The following is a 22,017-nucleotide window of genomic DNA, read 5'->3' on the forward strand; positions in this document are numbered from 1 at the left end:
GATGCGACCTCGTGTGAATTATGAATTGGAGAACAACTCCTGAAGCTGACCCACCGTGTGGCGATTGCAGAAGGTGTGGAAGGTTTCCCCTTCCTCCCGCTTCGCGAGGTAGCACTTCAGCATCCCCTCGAGCGTCGTGCCGAGCGATTCGAACGGCACTGCGCTGAAGATCTGCCGGCCAACCTTGCGATTCTCGCCAAAGCCGCCGCCCACCGTGATGTGATATCCCTCACCAGACTCACCCTTTGCCTTGGTGCCGAGCAATCCCACATCCCCCATGAAGTGCTGGGCGCAGGAGTGGGCGCATCCCGTGAAGTGGATGTTCACCGGCTTGTCGAGTTTCACCCGCTTGTCGAGGTAGTCCATCATGGCGATGGCATGCCCCTTGGTATCACTCGCGGCAAACTTGCAGTAGCGATTGCCGGTGCAGGCCACAAAGCCATTGCGCAGCGGGCTCTGCTCCGTGGGGAAGCCGAGCTTGGAGAGCGCCTTGCTCGCGGTCTTCACATACGCAGCAGGGATGTTCGGGATGATGAAGTTCTGCCAGACGGTGAGACGCACCTCACCGGTGCCATAGTTGTCTGCGATGTCCGCGATGCGCTCCATCTGCTTCGCGGTCATCTGGCCCACCGGCACACTCGCGCCAATGTAGTGCAGGCCATCCTGCTTCTGCGGATAGGCCCCCACATGGGTGTGGCCTTGCTGTGAGAACTTGCGCGCAAGCTGTACGGGCGAATCTGCCGGGAGGCGCAGCAGCTTGAACTTTCCAAGCTCTTCCACATCGGAGAGGAACTTTTCAAAGCCGCGCTCCTCAAGAAGGTACTTGAGGCGTGCCTTCTTGCGATTGGTGCGGTCGCCGTCGCGGATGAACACGCGGACGATGGCGAGGGTGACCTTGATGAGTTCATCCTGCTTCACCAGGACGCCCCAGTCGCTTGCAAAGGTCTGGTGACCCGTCACACCACCAAGGGCGATGCGGAACCACACGCCGGGCTCGATGCCCTGGTCGTTCTCTCCGATTTCCACCGCGCTCGCGCCGATGTCATTCGTGTCTTCCACGCTGCTGACCAGGCCACCACCGTCGAAGGCGATGTTGAACTTGCGCGGCAGGTCGTAGAACTCCTTGCTGGAGATGATGTGCGTCGCGAGTTCATTCACGAACGGGCGCACATCAATCAACTCCATCGGGTCATAGCCCGCGCAGGGGTTCATCGTGATGTTGCGAATGTTGTCCGCGCCAGCCCCCTTGGAGTGCAGACCCACCGACTGGATGCGGCGCAGCACTTCCGGGCAGTTCTTCGGCTCGATGAGGCGAATCTGGAAGTTGTTCCGCGTGGTGATCTGGATGTAGCCCGAGGTGAGCTCGCGAGAGATGGCAGCCAGCTCACGAAGTTGGAAGGACTTCACCACGCCACCGGGGATGCGCAGGCGGCACATGTAGCCGTCCTTCACCGGGGACAACCAGAAGAGGCCGTTCCACTTGAAGCGGAAGATGCTCTCCGGGTCCGGCTTCGCATTCCAGCGTGCATCGAGCATGAGCTGCTCAATGGCATCGAACGGATGCAGATCGTGCTTGATGCGCTCCTCCTTGGTGAGGTCGTCGAGGTTCGGTCCTGCGGGAACGGCCGGTCCCGCGGGTGCAGGAGCGAGGTCGCCGAAGGAGATGCCCTTCGCATTGAGCGCAGCGAAGAAGCCTTCGAGATAGCGTTTTTGCTCGCCGGAGAATCCGTCATCCGGAGTAGCGGCAGCGCGGGTGGGTGGGGTGAGGAGATTAGTAGACATCGCGAGCGTACCGTTTGGTTTTCTTGAGGTCTGCCACGTATGCGGTGGCTTCATCGGCGGACTTGTGGCCCTGCTGCTGGATGAGCATGTGCAGCGCGGCATCCACGTCTTTCGCCATGCGGGAGGCGTCACCGCAGACGTAGAAGTGCGCACCTTCCTCCAGCCACTGCCAGAGTTCCGAGGCGGCCTGCATCATGCGGTCCTGCACATAGACTTTCTCCGCCTGGTCGCGTGAGAAGGCCGTGTCGAGGCGGGTGAGGTGCCCGTCCTTCAGCCACTGGTGTATCTGTTCATCGTACAGGAAATCATGCTTCCGCTTCTGGTCACCGAAGAAGAGCCAGTTCTTGCCCTTAGCTCCGGTGGCCTCACGCTCTTCCAGGAAGGCGCGGAAGGGGGCGATGCCCGTTCCCGGGCCCACCATGATCATAGGCATGTCAGGATTGGCAGGCACGCGGAAGTGCTTGGCCGTATGAACGAACACGCCCGTCGGTTCCCCGAGAGGAAGGCGGTCCGCGAGGAAGGTGGAGCACACACCGCCGTGGGCGATGCCGTCCTGCTCATAGCGCACGGAGCCCACGCAGAGGTGCACTTCATTCGGGTGAGCCTTCTGGCTGGAGGCGATGGAATACAACCGGGGCTGCAACTTGCGCAGCGATCCGACGAACTCCGCTGCGCTCACAGCCTGGGGCGGCTTGCGACCCAGAAAGTTGCGCACTTCGTAGTACTTCTGCAGCGCTTCCTGCAGCGGGGCTTCACCTCCGTCAGGTAGCGGCACGAGGGCGGCAGGGTCGAGCTCATAGGTAGCAATGATGCCGGCAACGACCTCGGGGCAGTTCTGGGGAATCACACCCAGCGCATCACCCGTTTCATACACGAGTCCGCTTCCTTCGAGCGAGAAGGCGATGTGGCGGGTGTCCTTCGCGGAGTTGGCGCCATTCAGCTTGAGATTGGTGACGAGTGGAGCGGGGAAGGGATTCTTCTTCGAGTAGGCGGCGACACCCGTCGCTTCTGCGGCTGGCGCAGCAATGCTGACCTCGGCAATCGCGGGAGCAGGTGCTGTCGTGGTGGTCGCAGGGGATTCGTTCAGCACTTTCCACACGCCTTCACTCCACAGCTTTGCTGGCTCATCAAAGTCGACATCGCAATCGACGCGCGGATGAATGCGTGTGGCACCGAGTTCCGCGAAACGCTCATCGAGCTTCCGTCCCGCGAGGCAGAAGGTATCGCCGTAGTTCTTGTCGCCGAGGGCGAGCACGGAGTACTTCAGGCCGCCAAGGGTCGGCGACGAACCGTTTTGATTGATGCCGCTCCAGAAGGACTCGGCATTGTCCGGCATGTCTCCCTCACCCCAGGTGCTGGTGATGACGAGGACATTCTGTTCCGCAGTGAGTGTGGAAGGTTGCACCGAGTCGAGGCCCGCAACTCGCGCTGCAAAGCCCCGGCTCGATGCTTCCTTGCCCAGCCGTTTGGCCAAGGATTCTGCATTGCCACTCTGGCTGCCGAAGGCGATCAGCAGGCGTGGCTTTTCCTGAAGGGCTGGCACAGGCGCTCCAGGCGTCATGGATTCTCCCCGGCTCAGAAGTCCGGCCAGGAATCCGTTCAACCAGGCACGTTGTTCCGTGTTGAAGGGGGCGGATTCGGGAATGAGCGGTACTGAGGACATGATGAAAAAGGTGGTTACTGGGTGCGAAAAGCACGCATCGGGCGTGCCAGTTGGCATGAATGATTGAAAAACGTTGTGAGAAGTTTTTTGAGAAACCCATGAATTTCGTTCATGGATGGATTGCCAGCATTCCCGAAGGAAATCATGGAGACCAGAGGCATGTCTCGCGTGAGATTTGATTCAGGGCCGCGTTAGCAATTGCATCAGCAGCCAGAGCGTGAGCAGAAGTAGTATGTAGAAGCCAGCTTTGTAGAAGCCGAGGGGATTGCGTTCCAGAAGCGGAGCATCGTCTTCGAAGAAGGGCTCCACCTTTTCCGGGTGGGCCAAGTCGTAGATGAATTCCGAGTAGTGCTGATAGCGGCGCTGGGGATTGCGGGCGACGGCCCGAAGGATGACGGCTTCAAGCCATGGTGGAATGTTGGGATTGAGCTTGGTGGGGCGCTTTGCCGCGTGAAACGCAGGTGTCTGGAACCGTTCGATGCGTCCGAATGGAAACGCCTGGGTGAGCGACTGGTAGAGCGTGACACCCATGGCGAAGATCTCCGTGCGCTCGCTGATGGGGGCACCGTGAAAGCGCTCAGGGGCGAGGTAGCTCGCTGTGCCAGCCCGCGACGTTACTGAGAAGACTTCTGCGGCACTGCCGAGGTCCAGAAGCTTGAAGCTGAGCTTCGCGTAGTCACCCACACAGAGGATGTTCTCGGGCTTGATGTCGCCATGCACGAGATCACGGCGCAGAAGCGTGCTTCCGGCTTCGCCAAGGAAACGTCCCAAACCGATGGCGGAGTCCACGGAGAGCCGGCGATCCTGCAACACTTTGGAAAGGCTCGGCGCATCCACAAACTCCATGACGTAGTACCGTGCCGTCTGTCCGGCGGGCTCGTGAGCGGAGATGATGTTCTCTGAGTCCAGTCGTGTGGCATTCCACGTTTCGCGGACGAAGGCGTTGAGGTGCGCTTCACTGTCGGCTGCTTCGAGTGGTGCGAACTTGAGTACCACTCGCTGGCCATTCTTTTCGGCGAGCCAGACACGATCACTGTCCTGGAAGGAGCGGACGAGTTCGTAGCCATCAATGACCTCGCCCTTGCGCAAGGAGGCGGGAATGGAGAGGTCACGCTCGCTCATGGCACGAAGTCGTCCGGTCTGGGCAACATCGAGGACAATGGCGCTCATGTCATCCATGGTCTCTTCGGAGGCACACTTGTGGGCTGCCTTCACGATGCCTCGCGCCGTGCCGCTTGCTGCGAGTTCTCCGGCCAGCTCATCGGTGGAGAGGTGGTTTGAGACCCCATCGGAGCAGAGCAGCGTGATGTCACCATTCTGCAGGGTGCGCTCGAAGACATGTGGCTCCACGTCTGGCGCCATCCCAAGTGCTCGTGTGAGAACATGGGTACGATCGGCCTCCACATGATCCTCAGAGAGGACTTCGAGCGTGCCATTCCGCGCAAGGCACACCCGCGAATCACCGATGTTCACGCCGTAGAGGCGGTCTCCTTCGATGACTGTGGCCGCGAGCGTGGAGACCATCTCTGGCCTGTCAAAGCGAGCGAGCGACTCTTGGTAGAGGGTGCGATTCAGCAGTTGGGTGAATTCCGTCAGCGCTCGCTGGGGGGACCAGGTGCGCGGGCGTGCCTCATAGTTTTCCAGCAGGGAGCGCACCGCGCGCTGCGCTGCCTCACGCGCGGGCTCGCCCATGCCGGCGCCATCGGCCAGCACTGCCATCACGGTCTCTCCCCAGGTACGCACTCCAAAGGCATCGGAGGAAGGGGTGCCTTCCTCGCGGGCGATGCCATGGGTGGTGGAGCGAAGCTTCACGGGATGAGTGAAGTGATCAGGTGGGTGAAAAAGCCTGAGGTTAGATCCTGGCTTCGGTGAGCGCGCCCCAGGTGGTGCGCCAGCGGGTCTTTACAAGGCTCAGACCGATGAGGGCGAAGACGCAGAGGCCTGCGAAGATGAGCAGGCCGGTAAGGTAGGAGCCGGTGTGTTCACGGCTTTGGCCCATCATGTTCGCAAGGAGGAAGCCCCCCAGACCGCCACCGCAGCCGACCAGGCCAGTCATCAGGCCCAGGTCTTTGCCGAAGCGCTGCGGGAGCAACTGGAAGACGGAACCATTCGCCATGCCAAATGCACCGCAGGCGATGAAGAACACCACCACATTGAAAGTGAGACTGTTCATAAAGCCGCCCAGTACCAGGGCAATGCAGGCTACCGTGTAGTAGATGAACAACGAGCGGATGCCACCAATGCGGTCGGAGATGCCGCCTCCAATGGGACGCCCAAGAGCGCCAATGGCCGTGCAGAGTGCTACAAGGTCGCCGGCATGTGCAGGAGTCAGTCCGAAGCGATCCTTGAAATACATGCCCAGCGAGTAGGCCAGGCCCACGAACCCACCGAAGCTTACGGTGTAGAAGAAGCAGAACCAGTGCACATCCTTGTCCCGGAACATGCGGAAGTAATCCACGACCTTCTTGGGCTTCACCTGCACAGGGGCCTCTTTGGAAACGAAGATGTAAATTGCGAGCACCACCACCGCAGGGAAGAGTGCAAAGCCGAATACGGCCTGCCAGCCATAGGCCGCCGCCAGGCGTGGGGCGAGCAGGGAGTCAATCACCACACCGATATTCCCTGCAGCTGCAAGTCCCATCACGAGTCCCTGCATGCGCGGGGGATACCAGCGGCCCGCCTGAGGGATGGCCACTGCGAAACTGGCGCCGGCGACGCCGAGCACCACGCCCATGGCGAGGGTGGCCTCATAGTTCTTCAGGCCAAACCACCACGCTGCACCCAGTCCCGTCATCACTACGAGTTGGGCGATGATGCCCGTGGTCTTGGCGCCAATGCGATCCACCAGCAGACCCAGCACCAGGCGGAAGAGGCCGCCAAAAAGAATCGGCACTGAGACCATGAAGAACCGCTGCTGGGCAGTGAGGTTCAGGGATTCCGGTGCCGCAATCTGGTTGGCAAGGACGCCGAGGAGCGTCCACACCATGAAGCTGTAGTCAAAGTAGAGGAAGGAAGTGACGAGCGTGGGCCAGTGGCCGGAGTGCTTGAGGTCGGAAATTTTCATTGGGCGGTACGAAAGAGGTCGGATTGACGTTCGCCTCAATCGCACCCGCCATGCCAACCAGCAGGGCGAGATCTATAAACAGACTGTAAACTTTTCCTAGAATCGATGAATTCTGCTCATGCATGCGGCGCAGGATAAACCGAGAGGAATGTCCTGCGCCGCAGTGGCAGCGGCTGATTTCGACTTAGAAGTCGAAGGTCGCCTGTACGTAGGCGAAGTCGGCGTCGTCGCTGGCTTTGCTGCCAGTCTGCTTCAGATAGTCGCCTGCGAAGAAGTGGCTGTAGCCCACCAGGAAGCTGAGCTGCTTCGTGGCCTTCCAGGTCGCGGTGAAGTCGAGTTCGGTTCCGACGAAGTTGTCGGCGGCCTTGTTGATGGGGCGCACGGCGGTCACGCCGTTGGCGCGGTACCAGGCATCCGCCGTGTCTGCCAGCCAGAAGGCATGGTAGTCGAGCTGCAGTTTCACCGTTTTGATGGGATTCACGCTGAAGCTGATGGCCGGGTTGTGGATGTTCTGCCAGGAGAAGGCGTCCATGTAACCGTAGAACTTGTGGTTCGTGGGGAACAGGTTCTGGAAGGTCTCCACATCGCCGTCCGCGGCATTGCTGTCGCCGGTGGCGAAGTTGTACTCCACAAAGAGACGCGGCTTCCAGGCAGCCTTGGTCCACACATAGCCAGCACCCCAGTGACCCGCGAAGGCGGTGAGATCCTTGCTCTTCACATCACCGAACTGCACGGCCATTTCCGTTTCGTAATCCCAACCGCCCGTCTTGGTGATGTCCGCTTTTACGCGGGTGCCAAGGGTGGCGAAATCGGTATCACCCACGGTGTACTCTTCATGCAGTCCAAGTGCGTAGAAGTCCGTGGTGGACCCCAGCGGGCACAGGGCCGCGGTGCTGAAGTAGGCGCCGTAGAAGACCTGGTTGCGTCCGGTATCATTGCCATCGAACAGGTCGCTCTGGTTGAATTCGTCCTTGTCCACCACGACCACGCTGGAGGCAAAGACATCGAGGAACCAGTCCTTGGTAGGGGCATAGTGCACCTTCACCGCATCGAACGTGCGTCCGAAGTTGTTCCAGTCGAAGCCACCGATGAGGCGTTCATCTCCGTAGCTGAGAATCTGGCGACCGATGGTGACATTGAACTCCTTCGGGCCGATGGCGATGTAAGCCTGACGAAGGTCGATGGCGTCATCACCTTCCGCGCCCAGAGCGCCGGGGACATTCGGACGATCAGAGTCAAGCTCCAGGGAGCTCTGGCCTTGCACGTAGAAGGTCAGGAAGTCCGTGGGTTGCACCTTGACGCCCACGCGGGCACGCTGGAGCAGCCACGAATCGTCTGTGACGGAGTCGATTCCGTCATTGAAGTCGAAGTTGTTCTCGCGAAACTCGAAACGCAGACGCTCCTGGAAATCGAAGGTGACAACCTTCTTCTCAGGTTGGGGAGGGATCACCGCCTTGGCGTTCTTGTCCGGAACGGGAGTCCCGGCAAGAGCCGCCGAAGCAGCAAGGGTGAGTACTGGCAGGATGAGCGATTGCTTCATGTAGGTGAGCAGAGGGTGGACGGTTGATGGTATGGGTTATCCTTGTTTATGCGGCTGGGAGAGGGGTGGGCACGGGAAGGCGGTGAGCGCGAAGCTCTTCAGCCATGTCCGGTGAGGGTTTGAATTCGGGATCCTTGCTCGGGCGAAGATGCGAGCGATCGTTCAAGAATGTGATGAGGTGCTCGCGCAGGTCGTAGTAACGTGGGTCTTCCATGATGACCTTGCGATCACGCGGGCGCTCGAAGGGGATGCGCAAGATGTCTCCCACTTCGGCCTCTGGACCGTCGCTCATCATCACCACGCGGTCACTCAGGAAGATGGCTTCATCCACATCATGAGTCACCATGAGGGTGGTGATGCGGAACTTGCGCCACAGTTCAAGCAGTACCTGCTGAAGTTCGAAACGCGTGAGGGCATCCAGCATGCCGAAAGGTTCATCAAGCAGGAGCATCTTGGGCTGGAGTGCGAAGGCACGCGCAATGCCCACGCGTTGGCGCATGCCCTGGGAGAGTTCGGCGGGATACTTGTGCATGGCTTCACCCAGGCCCACCACGCTCAGGTAGTACTCGGCCACCTGTTTGCGCTCGTGTTTGCTGGCGGTGAAGTACACTTGATTCACTCCGATCATCACGTTTTCGAATGCGGTGAGCCAGGGCAGCAGGCAGGGCGCCTGGAAGACGACGCCGCGGTCCGGTCCTGGCTCGTCTGTTTCACGTCCGGCGAGGATGATGCCGCCTTTGGTGGAATTGGCCAGACCTGCTACGATGGAGAGCACGGTGCTCTTGCCACAACCGGAGTGACCGATGAGCGTGGCAAACTCGCCTTCCGCAAGCTTGAGGGAGAAGTCTTTCACAATCGTAATCTCACCACCTTTTGGCGTGGGAAACGCCTTCCACAGGTGGCTGATTTCGAGCATCGTTTTCGGCTGGGCACTGGCAATCATGGCAGGACTTCGATGGTTTCGCGCTTTTCTTCGTTGCGGCGGCGAGGCCCGCGGCGATTGATGAACTGGAGGCTGTTTACCGTGTTCAGGTCTTCCGGAAGGATGTCCGGAAGCACGAGCTTCTTGCTCACGGTGGCGCGCTGCTTGCCCTTTGCTTCGAGCAGAAGGTTGATCAGCTCATTGCGCAAGGCCTTGAACTTGGGGTCATGGTTGACCGCCTTGCGATCGCGGGGACGCTCCAGATCCACCTTGAGACTCTGGCCCAGCGTCGCAGGCGCAGTGGGCAGAAGGGGAATGACACGGTCCGCGAGCAGGATGGCTTCGTCCGGATCATTCGTGATCCAGATCACCGTCTTGCGCTGGCGCTGCCAGATGTCGCTGATGTCATCCTGTAGCGTGGCGCGCGTGAGCGCATCCAATGCGCTGAGAGGTTCATCGAGCAGGAGCACTCGCGAATCCATTGCAAGCGCACGTGCCACAGAGACGCGCTGGCGCATGCCCCCGGAGAGTTCCTTCGGGAAGCGACCTTTGGCGTGGGACAGCTTCACCATGGCGATGTGCTTTTCCACGTGCTCGCGCTTCTTTTCCTTGGACCAATCTGGAAACACCGCGTCCACAGCAAGCTCGATGTTTTCCGTCACATTCAGCCAGGGCAGCAGTGAATAGTTCTGGAACACCAGGCTGCGGTCTGGACCTGGACCTGTGATGGGTTTTCCTTCGATAAGGGCTTCTCCCTTGTCTGGCTTGGCCAGACCCGAGATCATGTTCATCAGCGTCGTCTTTCCGCTTCCGGAGTAGCCTACGATGACCACGAACTCACCCTCCTCGACGGATAGGTCGATTCCCTTGAGCACTTCGTTGCGGGAGCCATTGCTTCCGTAACCCTTGTTGACGCCTTTTAGCTCAATCAGAGGCATGGGATTTATGATTTGCGATTTATGATTTTTGATTTGGAATGTCGAACATGACACCCGTTGAGCTCAAAATCCGGACGATGGAATTTGCTGTGAGAATTCTCAAGATGGTGGACTCCCTGCCGAAGAGTGTGGCTGGTGGGACTGTGGCCAATCAGATTGCCAGAAGCGCTACTTCGGTCGCCGCGAACTACCGCGCAGCTCTTCGAGGCCGTTCCAGAGCAGAGTTTTTGAGCAAGATTGGTGTAACGCTGGAAGAGGCGGATGAGACGACTTTCTGGCTGGAGTTGACCATGAGAGCTGGCCTGTTGTCTCCAACGCGTCTTCAACCGCTTCACACGGAAGCGGAAGAGCTCACGAAGATCTTCAATGCCACCCGTTCTACAACCAAGCGTCGTCCGGGGGAAAATCAAAAATCGTAAATCAAAAATCATAAATCCTCCTGTTTGCCTATGCCGTCTTAAACCTCCGCTCCACCACGCTCATCAAGCGGTCGAGCACGAGGCCCACGACGCCGATGGTGAGAATGCAGAGCACGATGCGTGAGTAGCTGCCGGCGTTGTATTCCTGCCAAAGGAAGCCGCCCACACCGGGACGACCGGTGAGCATTTCCACCGCCACGATGACGAGCCATGCGAGGCCGAGCGAGAGGCGGAAGCCGGTGAACATGTAGGGCAGCGTGGCGGGCACGAGCACCTTCCAGAGCGTCTTCATCTTGGAGAGCTTCAGCACCTTCGCCACATTGAGGTAATCCTGTGGCACCGCGCGCACGCCAACGGCGGTGTTCATCACCGTGGGCCACATGGAGCAGACCGCGATGGTGAACAGAGCCGCTGCGTCAGAGGCGCCGAAGTAGGTCTTCCCCGATCCATCCATCAGCTTCACGGAACTGAAGAGCACCAAGCCCAGCGGGAACCACGCGAGTGGCGATACTGGTCTCAGCACCTGGATGATCGGGTCGACCGCTTTGGTGAATGTCTTCGAAAGACCCAGGCAGAAACCAAGCGGTGTGCCCAACACCAGTGCGATCAGGTACCCCTGCATCACCAGGCCCAGGGAGAGCTTGGTGAAGGAAAGGATGCCCTGGTCCAGCTCTCCGCGCTTCGCGAAGGGCTGCATGATGTAGGGCTTGCTGGACGTCCAGGTTTCCCCCGGAGCCGGCAGGTCGGCGCTGATGCCGACCCGCTTGGTCTTGGTGATGGTGTCGCCGAAGTCATCGACTTCCTTGGTCACCAGCATCTTTCCCGCGATCACCTGCCAGAAGATGAGGAAGGCGGCGAAGCCCACCAGTGGCAGGATGAAGTCATCGAGTCTGAGTCTTTTGATTACGTGCATGGCTCGTTATGCTTTGAGTGATTTCACGTCGAAGCTGGCCGCGTAGGCTTCGAGATCGCCCTTCGGATCGAAGGTCTTGCCGTCGAAGAGCGTTTCTGGAGCATCGCTCATGCCACCATGGGCATATCCGATTTCCTTCATGGCCTCTTCGTAGATGTCCGTGCGCATCACCTGCTTCGCCACGCCTTCGTAGTCGGGAGCGCCTTCGGTGAAACCCCAGCGGCGCAGCTGCGTGAGCCACCACTTGGCGTACTTGGGCTGCGGGTAGTTGCAGTTGCGATCGTTGAAGATCATGTAGTTCGGGTCGCGGAACTTGCGTCCATCACCCATGAGGTACTTGCCTTGCAGACGGCCGAGGATGGTTTCCGGCGGGCAGTTGATGTAGGTGGCTGCGCTGACGATGTTGGCCTGCTCTTCGCGGTTCTCCATCTTGTCGAGCCACGCACTGGATTCCTGCAGCGCCTTGAGTACCGCCTTCACGGTCTTGGGATTTTTGTCGGCGAACTCTTCGGTGAAGGCACACACCTTCTCGGGGTGATCCTTCCAGATGCCCTGGGTGTTGATGGCGGAGAAGCCAATCTCTTCCGCAATGGCGCGCGCATTCCACGGCTCGCCCACGCAGAAGCCATCCATCTTGCCCACCTTCATGTTGGCCACCATCTGGGGTGGGGGAATGGTGATGAGCGAGATGTCGGCATTGCCACCGGAAGCATCACCCGGATGTACGCCACCTGCGGCAAGCCAGTAGCGAATCCACATGGCGTGCGTGCCAGGTGGGAAAGTCATGGCGAAGGTCATTGGCGAGCCAGAAGCCTTGGCGGCGTCCACCAGCGGTTTCAATGCCTTGGGATCATCGGCCACCTTGCCGGCGAGTTCCTTCTTCAGCGTGATGGACTGGCCATTCCGATTGATCAGCCAGGGGATGATCATCGGCTTCTTCGGGGCGCCTCCGAGGCCCATCGTACTGGCGATAGGCATGCCCAGGAGCATATGCGTCGCCTGGATGTCATCGTTGGAGAGAGAGTCACGGATGGCCGCCCAGCTTGCGCCCTTGGCTACGGTGGAATTGATACCGTATTTTTTGAAAAGGCCTTTCTCATGGGCAACCACGATGCTGGAGCAGTCCGTGAGTGCGATCATGCCAAACTTCATATCGGCGCGCTCCGGAGAGTCATCGGCATAAGCGGATCCGACCCAGCCCTTGGGAAGGCCAGCGAGCAGCGCTCCGGCGCTCAGGGCCTTGGCGGACTGACGGATCAGTTGGCGGCGTGTGATGTTGTTCGTCTTGTTCATGCGAGGGCAGGTTGGAGGGCAGCTTTCGATTTGCTTCTGGTGGTGGATGCGGGTGAGGTGAGGGCGTCGTGGAAAAGTTCCGGTGAGCAGCAGCGCAGCACTTCTTCGCGGGCATGCTCGCGTGCTTCGGGGGCGATGAGACCGTGAGTGATGAATTCTCCAAGGAGCCACTCTGCTTTTGCGCGTGAGGGCGCATTGGCATCACCGCGGTGGAAGATGTGGAAGTTCTCTGCAGCACGCCGGCGGGAGGTGCCGTCATCAAAGGGGCCGATGAGCGAGAGCTTCAGAACATCGCGATCCGCTCGCACGTGACCGCTCCCGATCAGGATCTCCACCACACGGGCCCTGTTATCCATGCGGTCGCAGAACTGGCAGGCTTCATACAGCGCGCGAATCACCGAGCGTATTTCGGCAGGATGATCATGCGCATAGTCCTCCGTGGTGAGCAGCACCTTCTCCGGATGACCCGGCATGAGGTCTTCACTGGTCGCTGGGCACCATCCGATGCCGCGAGCGACCGCAGCAGAGTTCCAGGGTTCGCCAACACAGTACCCATCGATCAATCCGGCAGCGAGCGAGCCTGCCATCTGCGTGGGAGGCAGCACCACAAGGCGCACATCGCGATCAGGATTGATGCCGCCACTCTGCAGCCAGCGGCGCAGCATGAAATTGTGCGTGGAAGTGCGCGCCACAATGCCCAGCGTGATGAGTCGTTGGGGCGTGCTGCGGATGAGCTTGCCGAGTGAGGCGGCATCACGCACGCCACGCCGCCAGAGATCCATGCTCAGCGTGATGGCGTTTCCATGGAGATTGAAGATGAAGGGAGCGATGGTGCGGCACGTCGCACCGCCCAGACCGAGACGAAGGGAAAGGCCAAGACCAGTGACTGCATGTGCGGCATCGATTTGCCGGTAGAGGATCTTTTCGCGGATGGTGGCCCAGCCCACTTCGCGGTGCAGTTCCACTTCCACATCATGCTTGGCGAAGAAACCAAGGGCGTCGGCAACCAGCAGCGGCGCACAGTCGGCAAGGGCAATGAAGCCAATGCGGACGGGGCCGCGACGGCCTCGAATGCTGCTCGGAGAATGGTGTTTTGAGTGCTTCGTCACGAGGTTGGCACACCGCAGCGGACGTGCCAGAGGCCAAGGTCATCCCAAAAACCGCTCGACATCTTATTCCCGCTATGCATGAATTTCATTCATAGATGGACCAGCCACTCCTCGATTCGCGACAACTTCGTGCCTTCACCGTCCTGGCACGGGAGGGTAGTTTTACGCAGGCAGGCAGGTCGTTGCATCTCACCCAAAGCGCCATCAGCCATGCCATTCGCGCCTTGGAGCAAGACCTTGGCTGCCAGCTCTTTCACCGCCAGGGGAAGCGGGTTCTCCTGACCCATCATGGCCGTGAACTCCTGCGCCATGCAGACGCCATCCAGAACCAGATGGCGCAGGCGCGCTCCAACCTTGGTGCTCTGGATCAGAACCCGCGCGGGCATCTGCGCATCGGCTGCACGCCTGCGGCCTCCCAATTCATCCTGCCCACCGTTCTTCGCGAGTTCAAGGACTCCTTCCCCCTCTTCAGCATCTCGGTGTCTCCGGGCGAAACGCCCGAAACCCTCGAGCGACTGGAGAATGGCGCACTGGACATCGCCATCTGTCTGCGCCCGCGTGATACGTCGCGATTGACGTGCCATGCGCTGTTTGAGGATGAGTTGGTCTTCCTCACCTCACCTTTGCATGCGTGGCATCAGCAGCCTCCGAAACCGAAGGATCTGGCGAATGAGACCTACATCATCTCCAGCCGGAATAGTTCCACCTTCCAGCTCATCAATGAGTACTTCTTGAAGCTGGGAGCACGGCCAAGGTCCTTCATCGAGCTGGGTAGTACCGAGGCGATCAAGGAGCTTGTGAAGCTGGGCCTTGGCGTGGCCATGGTCGCACCGTGGGTGACACGGCAGGAGATCCGCTCAGGGGAACTCCTCGCGCTTCCGCTGCTGCGTGGAAAAATCAAACGCCAGTGGGTCGTGGCCCATTTGAAGAACAAGGCTGTCACGCTCGCTGAGCAGACCTTCCTGGCACTGTGCGAGGCCGTGGGCAATGATCTCGAGCTCAAGCCCGCAGCACCCACTGCCGCTCAGACAAAGCGCAACGGGCGTGCTTCACGCTGACATCCTAGCCGCAGGAGGAGCATCTCTGGGAGCAGCACCTGCTACTCGGACTTCTTCTTTTTCTCCGGAGCCTTTTCTTCGCCAGCAGCCTTGGCGGCCGCCTGTTTTTGTTTTTCCGCATCCTTCTTGTCGCGGGCCTTCTGCTGATCGGACACAGCCTTATCGGCACGCTCGCGGGCTTCCTGCTCTTCGTCCCACTCCGGCAGGCGCAGTTCCGGCTGCATCTCCTTCATGGGAGCAGGAGAGGGGACTGGGATGGCTTGCGGAGGTGGCGAGCTCTTCTTGGTGGATTTGGTGTTGGTATCCACTGCCGCTGTGGTGTTTTTCTCGGTTGCAGCAGCAGACCCGGGACCTGCGTTGTACTGCGTCCACCAGGCATCCATGGACGCCGGTTCAAAAATGCGTGCGCGGTAGCCGGACATCTGCTCAAAGCTGAAGGTGGCTTCCTTCACCACATCGAGATTCGGGTCATACTTCACCGCGCGCACCAGAGCATCGCCCACAGCACGGGAGCGGCGCAGGCCGAGAAGATTGGCGGCCTTCATGCGCACCTGCCAGGGGTTTTCTTTTTTCTCCAGCAGTTCGATGAGCTGTTCATCCCTGAGCTGGCTGTCCTTCAGGGCGGCGTTGTCCGGGAAGTAGTCGCCCACCTGGATGGTATAGCTCTCGATGCGTGAGCCGGAGAGGTAAAAATTCTGCACACGTAGGATTTCCGCACGCGCTGCGTGGATGAGCTTGATTAGGCGCGGATCCTCCAGCGCCTCCCAAAGGCGATCATAGGGCTCACGTGCGCCTGTGGCGATGGCTTCGTCCGCATAATTGGTGAGTCGATTGCGTTCCTTCAGCAGGATGAGCTCATTCGCAGATGGCGCAATCTCCGCCTCCACACCGGGCACCACGGCGGACGCCACAGCTTCTCCAGCAGCACCATTGGTCGCCGCGTCGCCAGCCGCTGTGGCCATTTGGGTGGCCAGGGCACTCACACGAGTCTGCTGCTGCTGCTGCGAACTCTCGAACTCCGTGATGCGGGACTGTGCCGCCTGGAGCTGGGACTTCATATCGGAGAAGCGCTTGTCGAAGTCATCCTGTAGTTGCTTGATCTCCACGGCGGTGGCTCCGCCAGTACCGGCTGCCAGGGGCACGCGTGCTGTCGCGGGGGCGCTGTTCGACGGTGGCCTGCTGGCGAAGTCTGCGATGCGGGCCTCCACCTGGGTGACGAAGTGGTTGTACAGCCATGCGGCGCCAGCCCCCATGATCAGCAGATTCACCACGAAGAGCAGACCCAGAAGCTTGAAGAGGCTGTTGCTGCGGCGCTTGTTTGCATGCCGCACGCCGGAGACCATGTAGGAGGTGGTGGAGCGGCCGCTCAGGCCCAGTTCTTCTGCCTTCTCACTTTCCTCACTCAGGATCGCCTTCCGGCGGGGAGACACAACAGCGGCAGCAGTGGAAGGAACCGGCTGCGGCACCCGTTGGGTGGGTGTGGGAGGAGCGGCAACGGGTTGAGGCGCAGGTGCTTGCTCGAGAGGTTGGGTCGCCTGCGGCCGGTGCAGTGGTGCCTGTACCTTGGGGGAATAGAAATGCTGCGGTGCGGGCGGCTCTGGCAGGGGCAACGACAGGGGCTGGGGCGCTTCGAAGTATGCGGGCTCCGCAGCTTGCTGTGGTTCCGGAGGCTCAAAGGCGGCCGTGGCACGGGTCACCGGAGGCGTGGGTTGCCATCCCCATGACGCGTCGGCGGTCTCCTGGGGTGATTCCTGGCCCTGCTCCTGCCCTTGCGGCACGGGCTCATCGTAACCGTAGGGTGTCGACGAGTCCTCTGTCTGATTGCTTGTCTCCATGGACGGAATGTTTGAAACTGACGAAGGTGCCAGAATCGTATCCGGTCGCCTGCTTGCATCTAGCATAAGGAAAGCGCAATGTTTCGCGAGCCGAAAGTTTGTTTCCTCACCCCGTTGAATCGCATCCCATGAGTAGTGCCACCCTGACCGCGGAAAAGAAGCGCACCACCGTGGAGACCAAGGTCTCCTGGACACGGTGGCTTCCGCTCGGTGTGGGTGCGGTGGTGATGGTCTTGCTTTTTGCCGTGTTCCCCTATCAACACTGGACGTATGCGACTCGTGGCAGTGTGATGGAGGGGTGGTGGAAGGTGCTCACCCTCGTGCCTGAGAATGGCGAGTGGCAATACTGCCTTCTGGTGCCCTTTGTCACGGGATGGCTGGTATGGCGGCAGGCGGACCTTCTGAGGAAGCTGCCCGTTCAGGGGTCCTGGCTGGGGGTCCCTGTGCTGGCGATTGGCATCTTCACCTATTGGGCAGGGTACAAGGTGGATACCGGGTATCTCGGCTATGCGGCCTTTCAATTCGTCCTCGCCGGACTCATCCTCATCCTTGGGGGGAAGGCGTGGATGCGCGCGTTGTTCATTCCCTGGCTTTTTCTCGCATTTGCGTGGCCTCTGTTTCCCCTGGATAACCTCCTGGCAGCGCGGCTGAAAATTCCCACCGCGCAGATTGCCGGGTGGGTCTTGAATGTGGTGGGAGTGCCCTGCGTGCGTGAGGGCTCCACTCTGCAATCCATCGCGGACAGCGTGGCTGGATTGCAACAAGGCGAAAAGTTCACCTTGGACGTCTCGGATTCCTGCAGTGGCATGCGTTCGCTGTACGCGCTCATCATGACCGGCGTGCTCTACAGCATGGTCGCACTGAAGGGCACAGGTCCGCGCCTTCTCCTGGCAGCGAGTACCATACCGCTGGCCGTGGCGGGCAATGTCGTCCGCCTGCTCTTCCTCGCCGTGGGCTGCCTCGTGGCGGGTCAGGAGTTTGCTGTAGGGAAACAAATCCACGGCAGGCTGGTGGAGGCGAGCGTCACGAGCGGCATCGTTTCAGGAAAGGATCACGAGGGCAAAGGGGTCTATGTGAATGTCACCGGCGGTCGGCTCGTGGTGGAAAAGGTCACGCCGGACAATCAAATGCAGGGGTGGATGAAAGGGACCCTGGAAGACGGGCGCGTCTTTGAGGCGAAGGTGGAAAGTGCCAAACTCACAGGACGCGAATTGACAGACGTCACATTGCAAAATGTGATGCTCAAGCCATCTGCCAACGCCGAACCCACGGCGATTGTGGCCTCAGGCATTCTTTCCCAGGCTGCTCTGGAACGGCCCTCGTTTTCTGAGTCCAAACAGGTGGAGTCCTTTTTCCACATCTTTGCAGGATTTGTCGTGTTTGGTGTGGCTTTGGCCGGTGTGTTTGGCCTGGCTTCGCTACTGGAAAGAAAGCATTGGAAGCAGGCGAAGAAGTGGGGACACGCAGGTGCTGCGGCGTCATTGCCAGGGGAATCTGCCCACCCATCGGACATCATGGCCAAGAGCGGCACGGCTTTCGCCCTTGGAGTCAGTGCCATGGTCGTCTGCTGGGCCACACCTTCCGCAGCCCAGTTGGCCGAATCGAGCTTCCGCGAGGACCTTCCGGAAATCGTCGACGAGTGTCCCAGTGTCCCCCTTACCATGACCAGCAAGGAGCGCGCGCTCTTTGACGAGACTGTGAAGCTGAATCGCCGAGTGTACCTCACCCCGGACAATCAGCAGGTGCTGGTCACCGTGGTATTGAGCGGCCGGCTGAAGAAAACGCTGCACCAGCCCGAGCGCTGCCTTCCAGACCAGGGCTGGATCATTTCCTCCTCACAAGTCGTTCCGCTGCATCTCAAGGACGGCCGCGAACTGCATGCCACGGTGCTCAGCCTCTTCCGTGACATGATCAAGGATGATGGTACCCGCGTGCGTGTGCGTGCGCTGAACCTCTACTGGTACCAGGGCTCCCATGGATACAGCACGCCAAGCTATGACATGAGCAGCATCGTGAACTACCGGGACGCCATCTTCCGCAACTTGAACCATCGCTGGGCTCAGGCATCCTTCTTCATCAAGCTGTCCGAGAAGGAAGTCGGCTCCTTCGATGACCCACTTGAGGAACTGACGGCTGTGCAGTTGCTCAGTGCCTTTGCCGCAGAAACTGCGGTGGGGATTCTGAAGCCGGCGGAGTGACGCATTGTCCCATGGGGGGATTCATTTCGCGTGGCTCGGGACGGTGGCGCTTGCCCTCGCCGCTGGTTTTCACCTATTCTTTCCCAAGCCATGCGCTTCACTTCGCTTTTCTCCCTTCTGGTCGGAGCCACCGCCTCGTGCCTGCTGCACGCACAGACTCCTGTCGCCGAGATCACGACCACCGGCCCTGTAAAGGTGCAGCCGGATGCCGTTGCACCTGTGCCAAACCCGACGGCACCTCCCAAGCCCAAGGCATATGTCGATCCGGGTGAAACGGATGACGACTTCATCATCCAGGGGGAATACGTGGGCAAGGACAAGGAAGGCAACCGATTTGGCACCCAGGTCATCGCGATGGGAGAGGGCAAGTTTGAAGCGGTACGCTATCAGGGCGGCTTGCCCGGCGACGGCTGGGATGGCGATCGCAAGGAGATCACACGGGTCTCCGGCAGCCGCGAGCAGGGGGAGATGACCGTGGTCTTCAATGGACCCAAATCTCGCAGCGAGGCGGATGGTGCGAAGATCTTCGTCACGCAGATGCACAAGGAGCCTGTCATGGATCTCAAGCGGGCGTATCGCGAATCGTCCACGCTGAACGCCTCGCCGCCGGACGGGGCGGTGGTGCTCTTCGATGGCAAGGGCGTGAATGGCTTCCCCAAGGCCCGTGTGACGCCAGGAGGACTCCTCATTGAAGGCTGCACCAGCGAGGAAAAGTTCGCCGACTGCACCATCCACCTCGAGTTCCGCCTGCCTTACATGCCCACTGCGCGCGGTCAGGGCCGTGGGAACAGCGGCATCTACCTCCAGGGCCGGTATGAAGTGCAGATGCTCGACAGCTTCGGCCTCGAAGGGAAGGACAACGAGTGTGGCGGCATCTACAAGGTAGCCCAGCCCAAGGTGAACATGTGTTTCCCGCCACTCTCCTGGCAAACCTATGACATCGATTTCACCGCCGCGAAGTTCGATGCCTCAGGCAAGAAGATCGCGAATGCGAAAGTCTCCGTGAAACACAATGGTGTGATCATCCACGAGAACGTGGAAATTCCCAACACCACCGGCTCAGCTCCCATCAAAGACGAATCCGCTGCTCCCGGCCCCATCTTCCTACAGAACCATGGCAACCCCGTGCGGTACCGGAATATCTGGGTGGTGAGGAAATAAGAGCGAGAGTCGAATTCGGAGTTCGAAGTGCGCCTCCCTCCAAGGATCGGGGCACCCCTGCCCCCATTTGGCGGCTCGCCGCCGAAGGCCTCTCGGAATCAAGACTCAGGCCCGCCCCCCGGAACCCACTACCAACCTCCGCATTCCGCCCTCCAAAACTCCGAACTTTTCTTGACTCTCCCTCCCCCCTGCGTAACACTCCGCCTCCCGCACTCAAAACTTCTGGAGAGATGGCTGAGTGGTCGAAAGCGACGGTTTGCTAAATCGTTGTAGCGCGTAAAGCGTTACCGAGGGTTCGAATCCCTCTCTCTCCGCCACTTCTTCCGTTTGGAAGACAGAATAGTTCCGTGGCCATTTTCGCTATTCGGAGGCTGGAACGCACGAGTGCCCAGAATCCTTCTCCGTTCCCCCGTCATCGAAATTAGTTGACTGACCAGTCACTCATATTTATGGATAGGTCATGGCCCGCCCGAAAAGCGACGAAAAGCGCAACGCGATCATGGACGCGGCCACACGCGTGATTGTGTCCCAGGGATTGAGCGCACCCACTGCGACCATCGCCAAGGAGGCGGGCATTTCCAACGGCTCGCTGTTTACCTATTTCGAGACCAAGACGGACTTGTTTAATCAACTCTACCTGGAGCTGAAAACCGGCATGGCGACTTCCATCCTTGAGGGATTTCCGGCAAAGGCTGAGCTTCGCAAGCAAGCGTTTCACACCTGGTTGAATTGGACCCAATGGGCGACCGCCAACCCGGAAAAGCGCCGCGCGTTGACGCAGTTGAATGTTTCGGACCTGATCACAGCGGAGACCCGCGCTGCCGCACAGAGGATGATGGGGGGGCTCGGTGAGATGGTGGAACAGATGCGGGCAGGCGGGGCGATGCGAAATGCTCCCATGAGTTTTGTCGGTGCCCTCATGAGCTCGCTCGCCGAGACGACGATGGACTTCATGGTCAGTGACCCCGCCCATGCCAAGCAACACTGCAAGACGGGCTTCGAAGCCTTTTGGAGAGTGATGAGCTAATTTTTTGCTCCTTAAATGAGTGTCCAGTCAGTCAATAAATGAAAGGACGATGAATATGACAAACCTTGATGCCATTACCTCGACAGACCAGCTGCCCGTTCAGGCACGCACCCACTGGTCGGCCTCTGATATCCCGTCTCAGCACGGCCGGCTGGCGGTCATTACGGGAACCGGGGGTATCGGCTTCGAGACTGCCCTGGCCCTCGCCCGTGCTGGTGGTGAAGTCATCATCGCAGGGCGCAACGCCAAGAAGGGAGCAGACGCCGTGGCGCGGATTTGCGCCGACGTGCGATCCGCAAAAGCCCGCTTCGAGCAGGTTGACCTTGCCAGCCTGGAGTCCATCACAGACTTTGGGACACGGCTGCGGAGCCAGCACAAGAGCCTCAATCTGCTGGTCAACAACGCCGCGGTGATGAATCCGCCGGACAGGCAGGAAACTGCGGATGGTTTTGAACTGCAGTTCGGCACCAACTATCTCGGTCACTTCGCACTCACACTGCAACTCCTGCCCCTGTTGTGCCTTGGCAGAGATGCCCGCATCATCACGCTGTCGAGCATTGCGGCACGAAATGGCGCGATCAATTTTGAGGACCTGCAAGCGGAGCGGAGCTACAAGCCCATGCGTGTCTACAGCCAGTCCAAGCTTGCCTGTCTCATGTTTGCCTTGGAGTTCCAGAGGCGAAGCAAGGCTGGCAGGTTGGGTATCGCCAGCATCGCCGCGCACCCAGGCATTTCACGCACGGATCTTCTGCACAATGCTCCCGGTCGCTGGAGTGGCACGGGCATGATGCGAACGTTTCTGTGGTTCTTGTTTCAGCCCGCATCGCAAGGGGCGCTATCCTCGCTCTTTGCCGCAACATCGCCGCTGGCAAGGGGAGGCGGCTATTACGGACCTGCAAGACTCGGCGGAATGCGTGGTGCGCCTGCTGAGGCTGCCATCCCCAAGCGGGCCCTCAGCTTGGGGAATGCCTCCCGCCTGTGGGAAATATCCGAACGTCTCACAGGGATGAAAATGCTGGTGCCCGGTCCCACCGAAATGTGAACCGCAGATGATGTGCTGATGCGCTGTTGGTAAAGGGGCGGCCATGCAACCTT

General features: G+C 59.8%; 17 protein-coding genes and 1 tRNA gene. 7 read left to right on the plus strand and 11 right to left on the minus strand.

Going from position 1 to position 22,017, the window contains the following annotated elements; genetic code table 11:
* Positions 1–18: 18 nt before the first annotated feature.
* From DES53_RS02145 to DES53_RS02175, 7 genes are all read right to left on the minus strand, one after another.
* The gene (locus DES53_RS02145) at positions 19–1,782 is read right to left on the minus strand and encodes a NirA family protein (protein ID WP_113956556.1); all 1,764 of its coding nucleotides are present in this window, start codon (positions 1,780–1,782) and stop codon (positions 19–21) included.
* A complete protein-coding gene (locus DES53_RS02150; RefSeq protein ID WP_113956557.1) occupies positions 1,772–3,445 on the minus strand; it encodes a diflavin oxidoreductase in 1,674 nt (557 codons plus the stop codon). Before DES53_RS02150 ends, DES53_RS02145 begins: the two co-directional genes overlap by 11 nt.
* 180 nt (positions 3,446–3,625) lie before the next feature.
* Positions 3,626–5,257, minus strand: coding sequence for a bifunctional protein-serine/threonine kinase/phosphatase (locus tag DES53_RS02155; protein ID WP_113956558.1), 1,632 nt, complete (start codon positions 5,255–5,257; stop codon positions 3,626–3,628).
* Between the two features lie 40 nt (positions 5,258–5,297).
* Positions 5,298–6,509 (minus strand): MFS transporter, encoded by a 1,212-nt coding sequence (locus DES53_RS02160; protein WP_113956559.1) that lies wholly within the window; start codon positions 6,507–6,509, stop codon positions 5,298–5,300.
* 184 nt (positions 6,510–6,693) lie between these two features.
* On the minus strand, positions 6,694–8,049 hold the full coding sequence (locus tag DES53_RS02165) for an alginate export family protein (RefSeq protein ID WP_113956560.1): 1,356 nt from the start codon (positions 8,047–8,049) through the stop codon (positions 6,694–6,696).
* Between the two features lie 46 nt (positions 8,050–8,095).
* The gene (locus DES53_RS02170; RefSeq protein WP_211325415.1) at positions 8,096–8,992 is read right to left on the minus strand and encodes an ABC transporter ATP-binding protein; all 897 of its coding nucleotides are present in this window, start codon (positions 8,990–8,992) and stop codon (positions 8,096–8,098) included.
* On the minus strand, positions 8,989–9,909 hold the full coding sequence (locus tag DES53_RS02175; protein WP_113956561.1) for an ABC transporter ATP-binding protein: 921 nt from the start codon (positions 9,907–9,909) through the stop codon (positions 8,989–8,991). Before DES53_RS02175 ends, DES53_RS02170 begins: the two co-directional genes overlap by 4 nt.
* A gap of 77 nt (positions 9,910–9,986) precedes the next feature.
* Between DES53_RS02175 and DES53_RS02180 the strand changes: the two genes are divergently transcribed.
* A complete protein-coding gene (locus DES53_RS02180) occupies positions 9,987–10,328 on the plus strand; it encodes a four helix bundle protein (RefSeq protein WP_211325416.1) in 342 nt (113 codons plus the stop codon).
* 28 nt (positions 10,329–10,356) lie between these two features.
* On the opposite strand, the gene ntrB is transcribed toward DES53_RS02180, so the two are convergent.
* From ntrB to DES53_RS02195, 3 genes are read right to left on the minus strand one after another with little or no spacing between them, the layout of a single operon-like run.
* Positions 10,357–11,241 carry a nitrate ABC transporter permease gene (gene ntrB / locus DES53_RS02185; protein ID WP_113956562.1) on the minus strand — a complete coding sequence of 295 codons (885 nt, stop codon included), beginning with the start codon at positions 11,239–11,241 and terminating at the stop codon, positions 10,357–10,359.
* A 6-nt stretch (positions 11,242–11,247) separates the two neighbouring features.
* On the minus strand, positions 11,248–12,534 hold the full coding sequence (locus tag DES53_RS02190) for a CmpA/NrtA family ABC transporter substrate-binding protein (protein WP_113956563.1): 1,287 nt from the start codon (positions 12,532–12,534) through the stop codon (positions 11,248–11,250).
* Positions 12,531–13,643: a CmpA/NrtA family ABC transporter substrate-binding protein gene (locus DES53_RS02195; protein WP_170156789.1), complete on the minus strand. Its 1,113-nt coding sequence runs from the start codon at positions 13,641–13,643 to the stop codon at positions 12,531–12,533. Before DES53_RS02195 ends, DES53_RS02190 begins: the two co-directional genes overlap by 4 nt.
* Before the next feature lie 95 nt (positions 13,644–13,738).
* On the opposite strand from DES53_RS02195, the gene DES53_RS02200 reads away from it, so the two are divergent.
* Positions 13,739–14,701: a LysR family transcriptional regulator gene (locus DES53_RS02200; RefSeq protein ID WP_113956565.1), complete on the plus strand. Its 963-nt coding sequence runs from the start codon at positions 13,739–13,741 to the stop codon at positions 14,699–14,701.
* A gap of 41 nt (positions 14,702–14,742) precedes the next feature.
* On the opposite strand, the gene DES53_RS02205 is transcribed toward DES53_RS02200, so the two are convergent.
* Complete coding sequence (locus DES53_RS02205; protein ID WP_113956566.1) at positions 14,743–16,536, minus strand: hypothetical protein; 1,794 nt, start codon at positions 16,534–16,536, stop codon at positions 14,743–14,745.
* Between the two features lie 128 nt (positions 16,537–16,664).
* Between DES53_RS02205 and DES53_RS02210 the strand changes: the two genes are divergently transcribed.
* The 5 genes from DES53_RS02210 to DES53_RS02230 all read left to right on the plus strand — a co-directional run bounded on the left by DES53_RS02210 (position 16,665) and on the right by DES53_RS02230 (position 21,964).
* Positions 16,665–18,734, plus strand: a complete 2,070-nt coding sequence (locus tag DES53_RS02210; protein ID WP_113956567.1) for an exosortase/archaeosortase family protein — start codon at positions 16,665–16,667, stop codon at positions 18,732–18,734.
* Positions 18,735–18,824: 90 nt separating this feature from the next.
* A complete protein-coding gene (locus tag DES53_RS02215) occupies positions 18,825–19,895 on the plus strand; it encodes a 3-keto-disaccharide hydrolase (RefSeq protein WP_113956568.1) in 1,071 nt (356 codons plus the stop codon).
* 224 nt (positions 19,896–20,119) lie between these two features.
* Positions 20,120–20,212: transfer RNA gene (locus DES53_RS02220), tRNA-Ser, on the plus strand.
* A 143-nt stretch (positions 20,213–20,355) separates the two neighbouring features.
* The gene (locus DES53_RS02225) at positions 20,356–20,922 is read left to right on the plus strand and encodes a TetR/AcrR family transcriptional regulator (RefSeq protein ID WP_113956569.1); all 567 of its coding nucleotides are present in this window, start codon (positions 20,356–20,358) and stop codon (positions 20,920–20,922) included.
* A 55-nt stretch (positions 20,923–20,977) separates the two neighbouring features.
* Positions 20,978–21,964 (plus strand): SDR family oxidoreductase, encoded by a 987-nt coding sequence (locus DES53_RS02230; protein ID WP_113956570.1) that lies wholly within the window; start codon positions 20,978–20,980, stop codon positions 21,962–21,964.
* The last annotated feature ends 53 nt before the right edge of the window (positions 21,965–22,017 follow it).

It is taken from the genome of Roseimicrobium gellanilyticum (genome assembly GCF_003315205.1).
Classification (GTDB): Bacteria; Verrucomicrobiota; Verrucomicrobiia; order Verrucomicrobiales; family Verrucomicrobiaceae; genus Roseimicrobium; species Roseimicrobium gellanilyticum.

Bases quoted from the DNA above. Each gene is read 5' to 3' on its own strand.
- DES53_RS02230 (WP_113956570.1), top strand. From the start codon at position 20,978: ATGACAAACCTTGATGCCATTACCTCGACAGACCAGCTGCCCGTTCAG.
- DES53_RS02165 (WP_113956560.1), bottom strand. From the start codon at position 8,049: ATGAAGCAATCGCTCATCCTGCCAGTACTCACCCTTGCTGCTTCGGCG.
- DES53_RS02190 (WP_113956563.1), bottom strand. From the start codon at position 12,534: ATGAACAAGACGAACAACATCACACGCCGCCAACTGATCCGTCAGTCC.
- ntrB (WP_113956562.1), bottom strand. From the start codon at position 11,241: ATGCACGTAATCAAAAGACTCAGACTCGATGACTTCATCCTGCCACTG.
- DES53_RS02150 (WP_113956557.1), bottom strand. From the start codon at position 3,445: ATGTCCTCAGTACCGCTCATTCCCGAATCCGCCCCCTTCAACACGGAA.
- DES53_RS02160 (WP_113956559.1), bottom strand. From the start codon at position 6,509: ATGAAAATTTCCGACCTCAAGCACTCCGGCCACTGGCCCACGCTCGTC.
- DES53_RS02210 (WP_113956567.1), top strand. From the start codon at position 16,665: ATGAGTAGTGCCACCCTGACCGCGGAAAAGAAGCGCACCACCGTGGAG.
- DES53_RS02225 (WP_113956569.1), top strand. From the start codon at position 20,356: ATGGCCCGCCCGAAAAGCGACGAAAAGCGCAACGCGATCATGGACGCG.
- DES53_RS02200 (WP_113956565.1), top strand. From the start codon at position 13,739: ATGGACCAGCCACTCCTCGATTCGCGACAACTTCGTGCCTTCACCGTC.
- DES53_RS02145 (WP_113956556.1), bottom strand. From the start codon at position 1,782: ATGTCTACTAATCTCCTCACCCCACCCACCCGCGCTGCCGCTACTCCG.
- DES53_RS02205 (WP_113956566.1), bottom strand. From the start codon at position 16,536: ATGGAGACAAGCAATCAGACAGAGGACTCGTCGACACCCTACGGTTAC.
- DES53_RS02170 (WP_211325415.1), bottom strand. From the start codon at position 8,992: ATGATTGCCAGTGCCCAGCCGAAAACGATGCTCGAAATCAGCCACCTG.
- DES53_RS02215 (WP_113956568.1), top strand. From the start codon at position 18,825: ATGCGCTTCACTTCGCTTTTCTCCCTTCTGGTCGGAGCCACCGCCTCG.
- DES53_RS02175 (WP_113956561.1), bottom strand. From the start codon at position 9,909: ATGCCTCTGATTGAGCTAAAAGGCGTCAACAAGGGTTACGGAAGCAAT.
- DES53_RS02180 (WP_211325416.1), top strand. From the start codon at position 9,987: ATGGAATTTGCTGTGAGAATTCTCAAGATGGTGGACTCCCTGCCGAAG.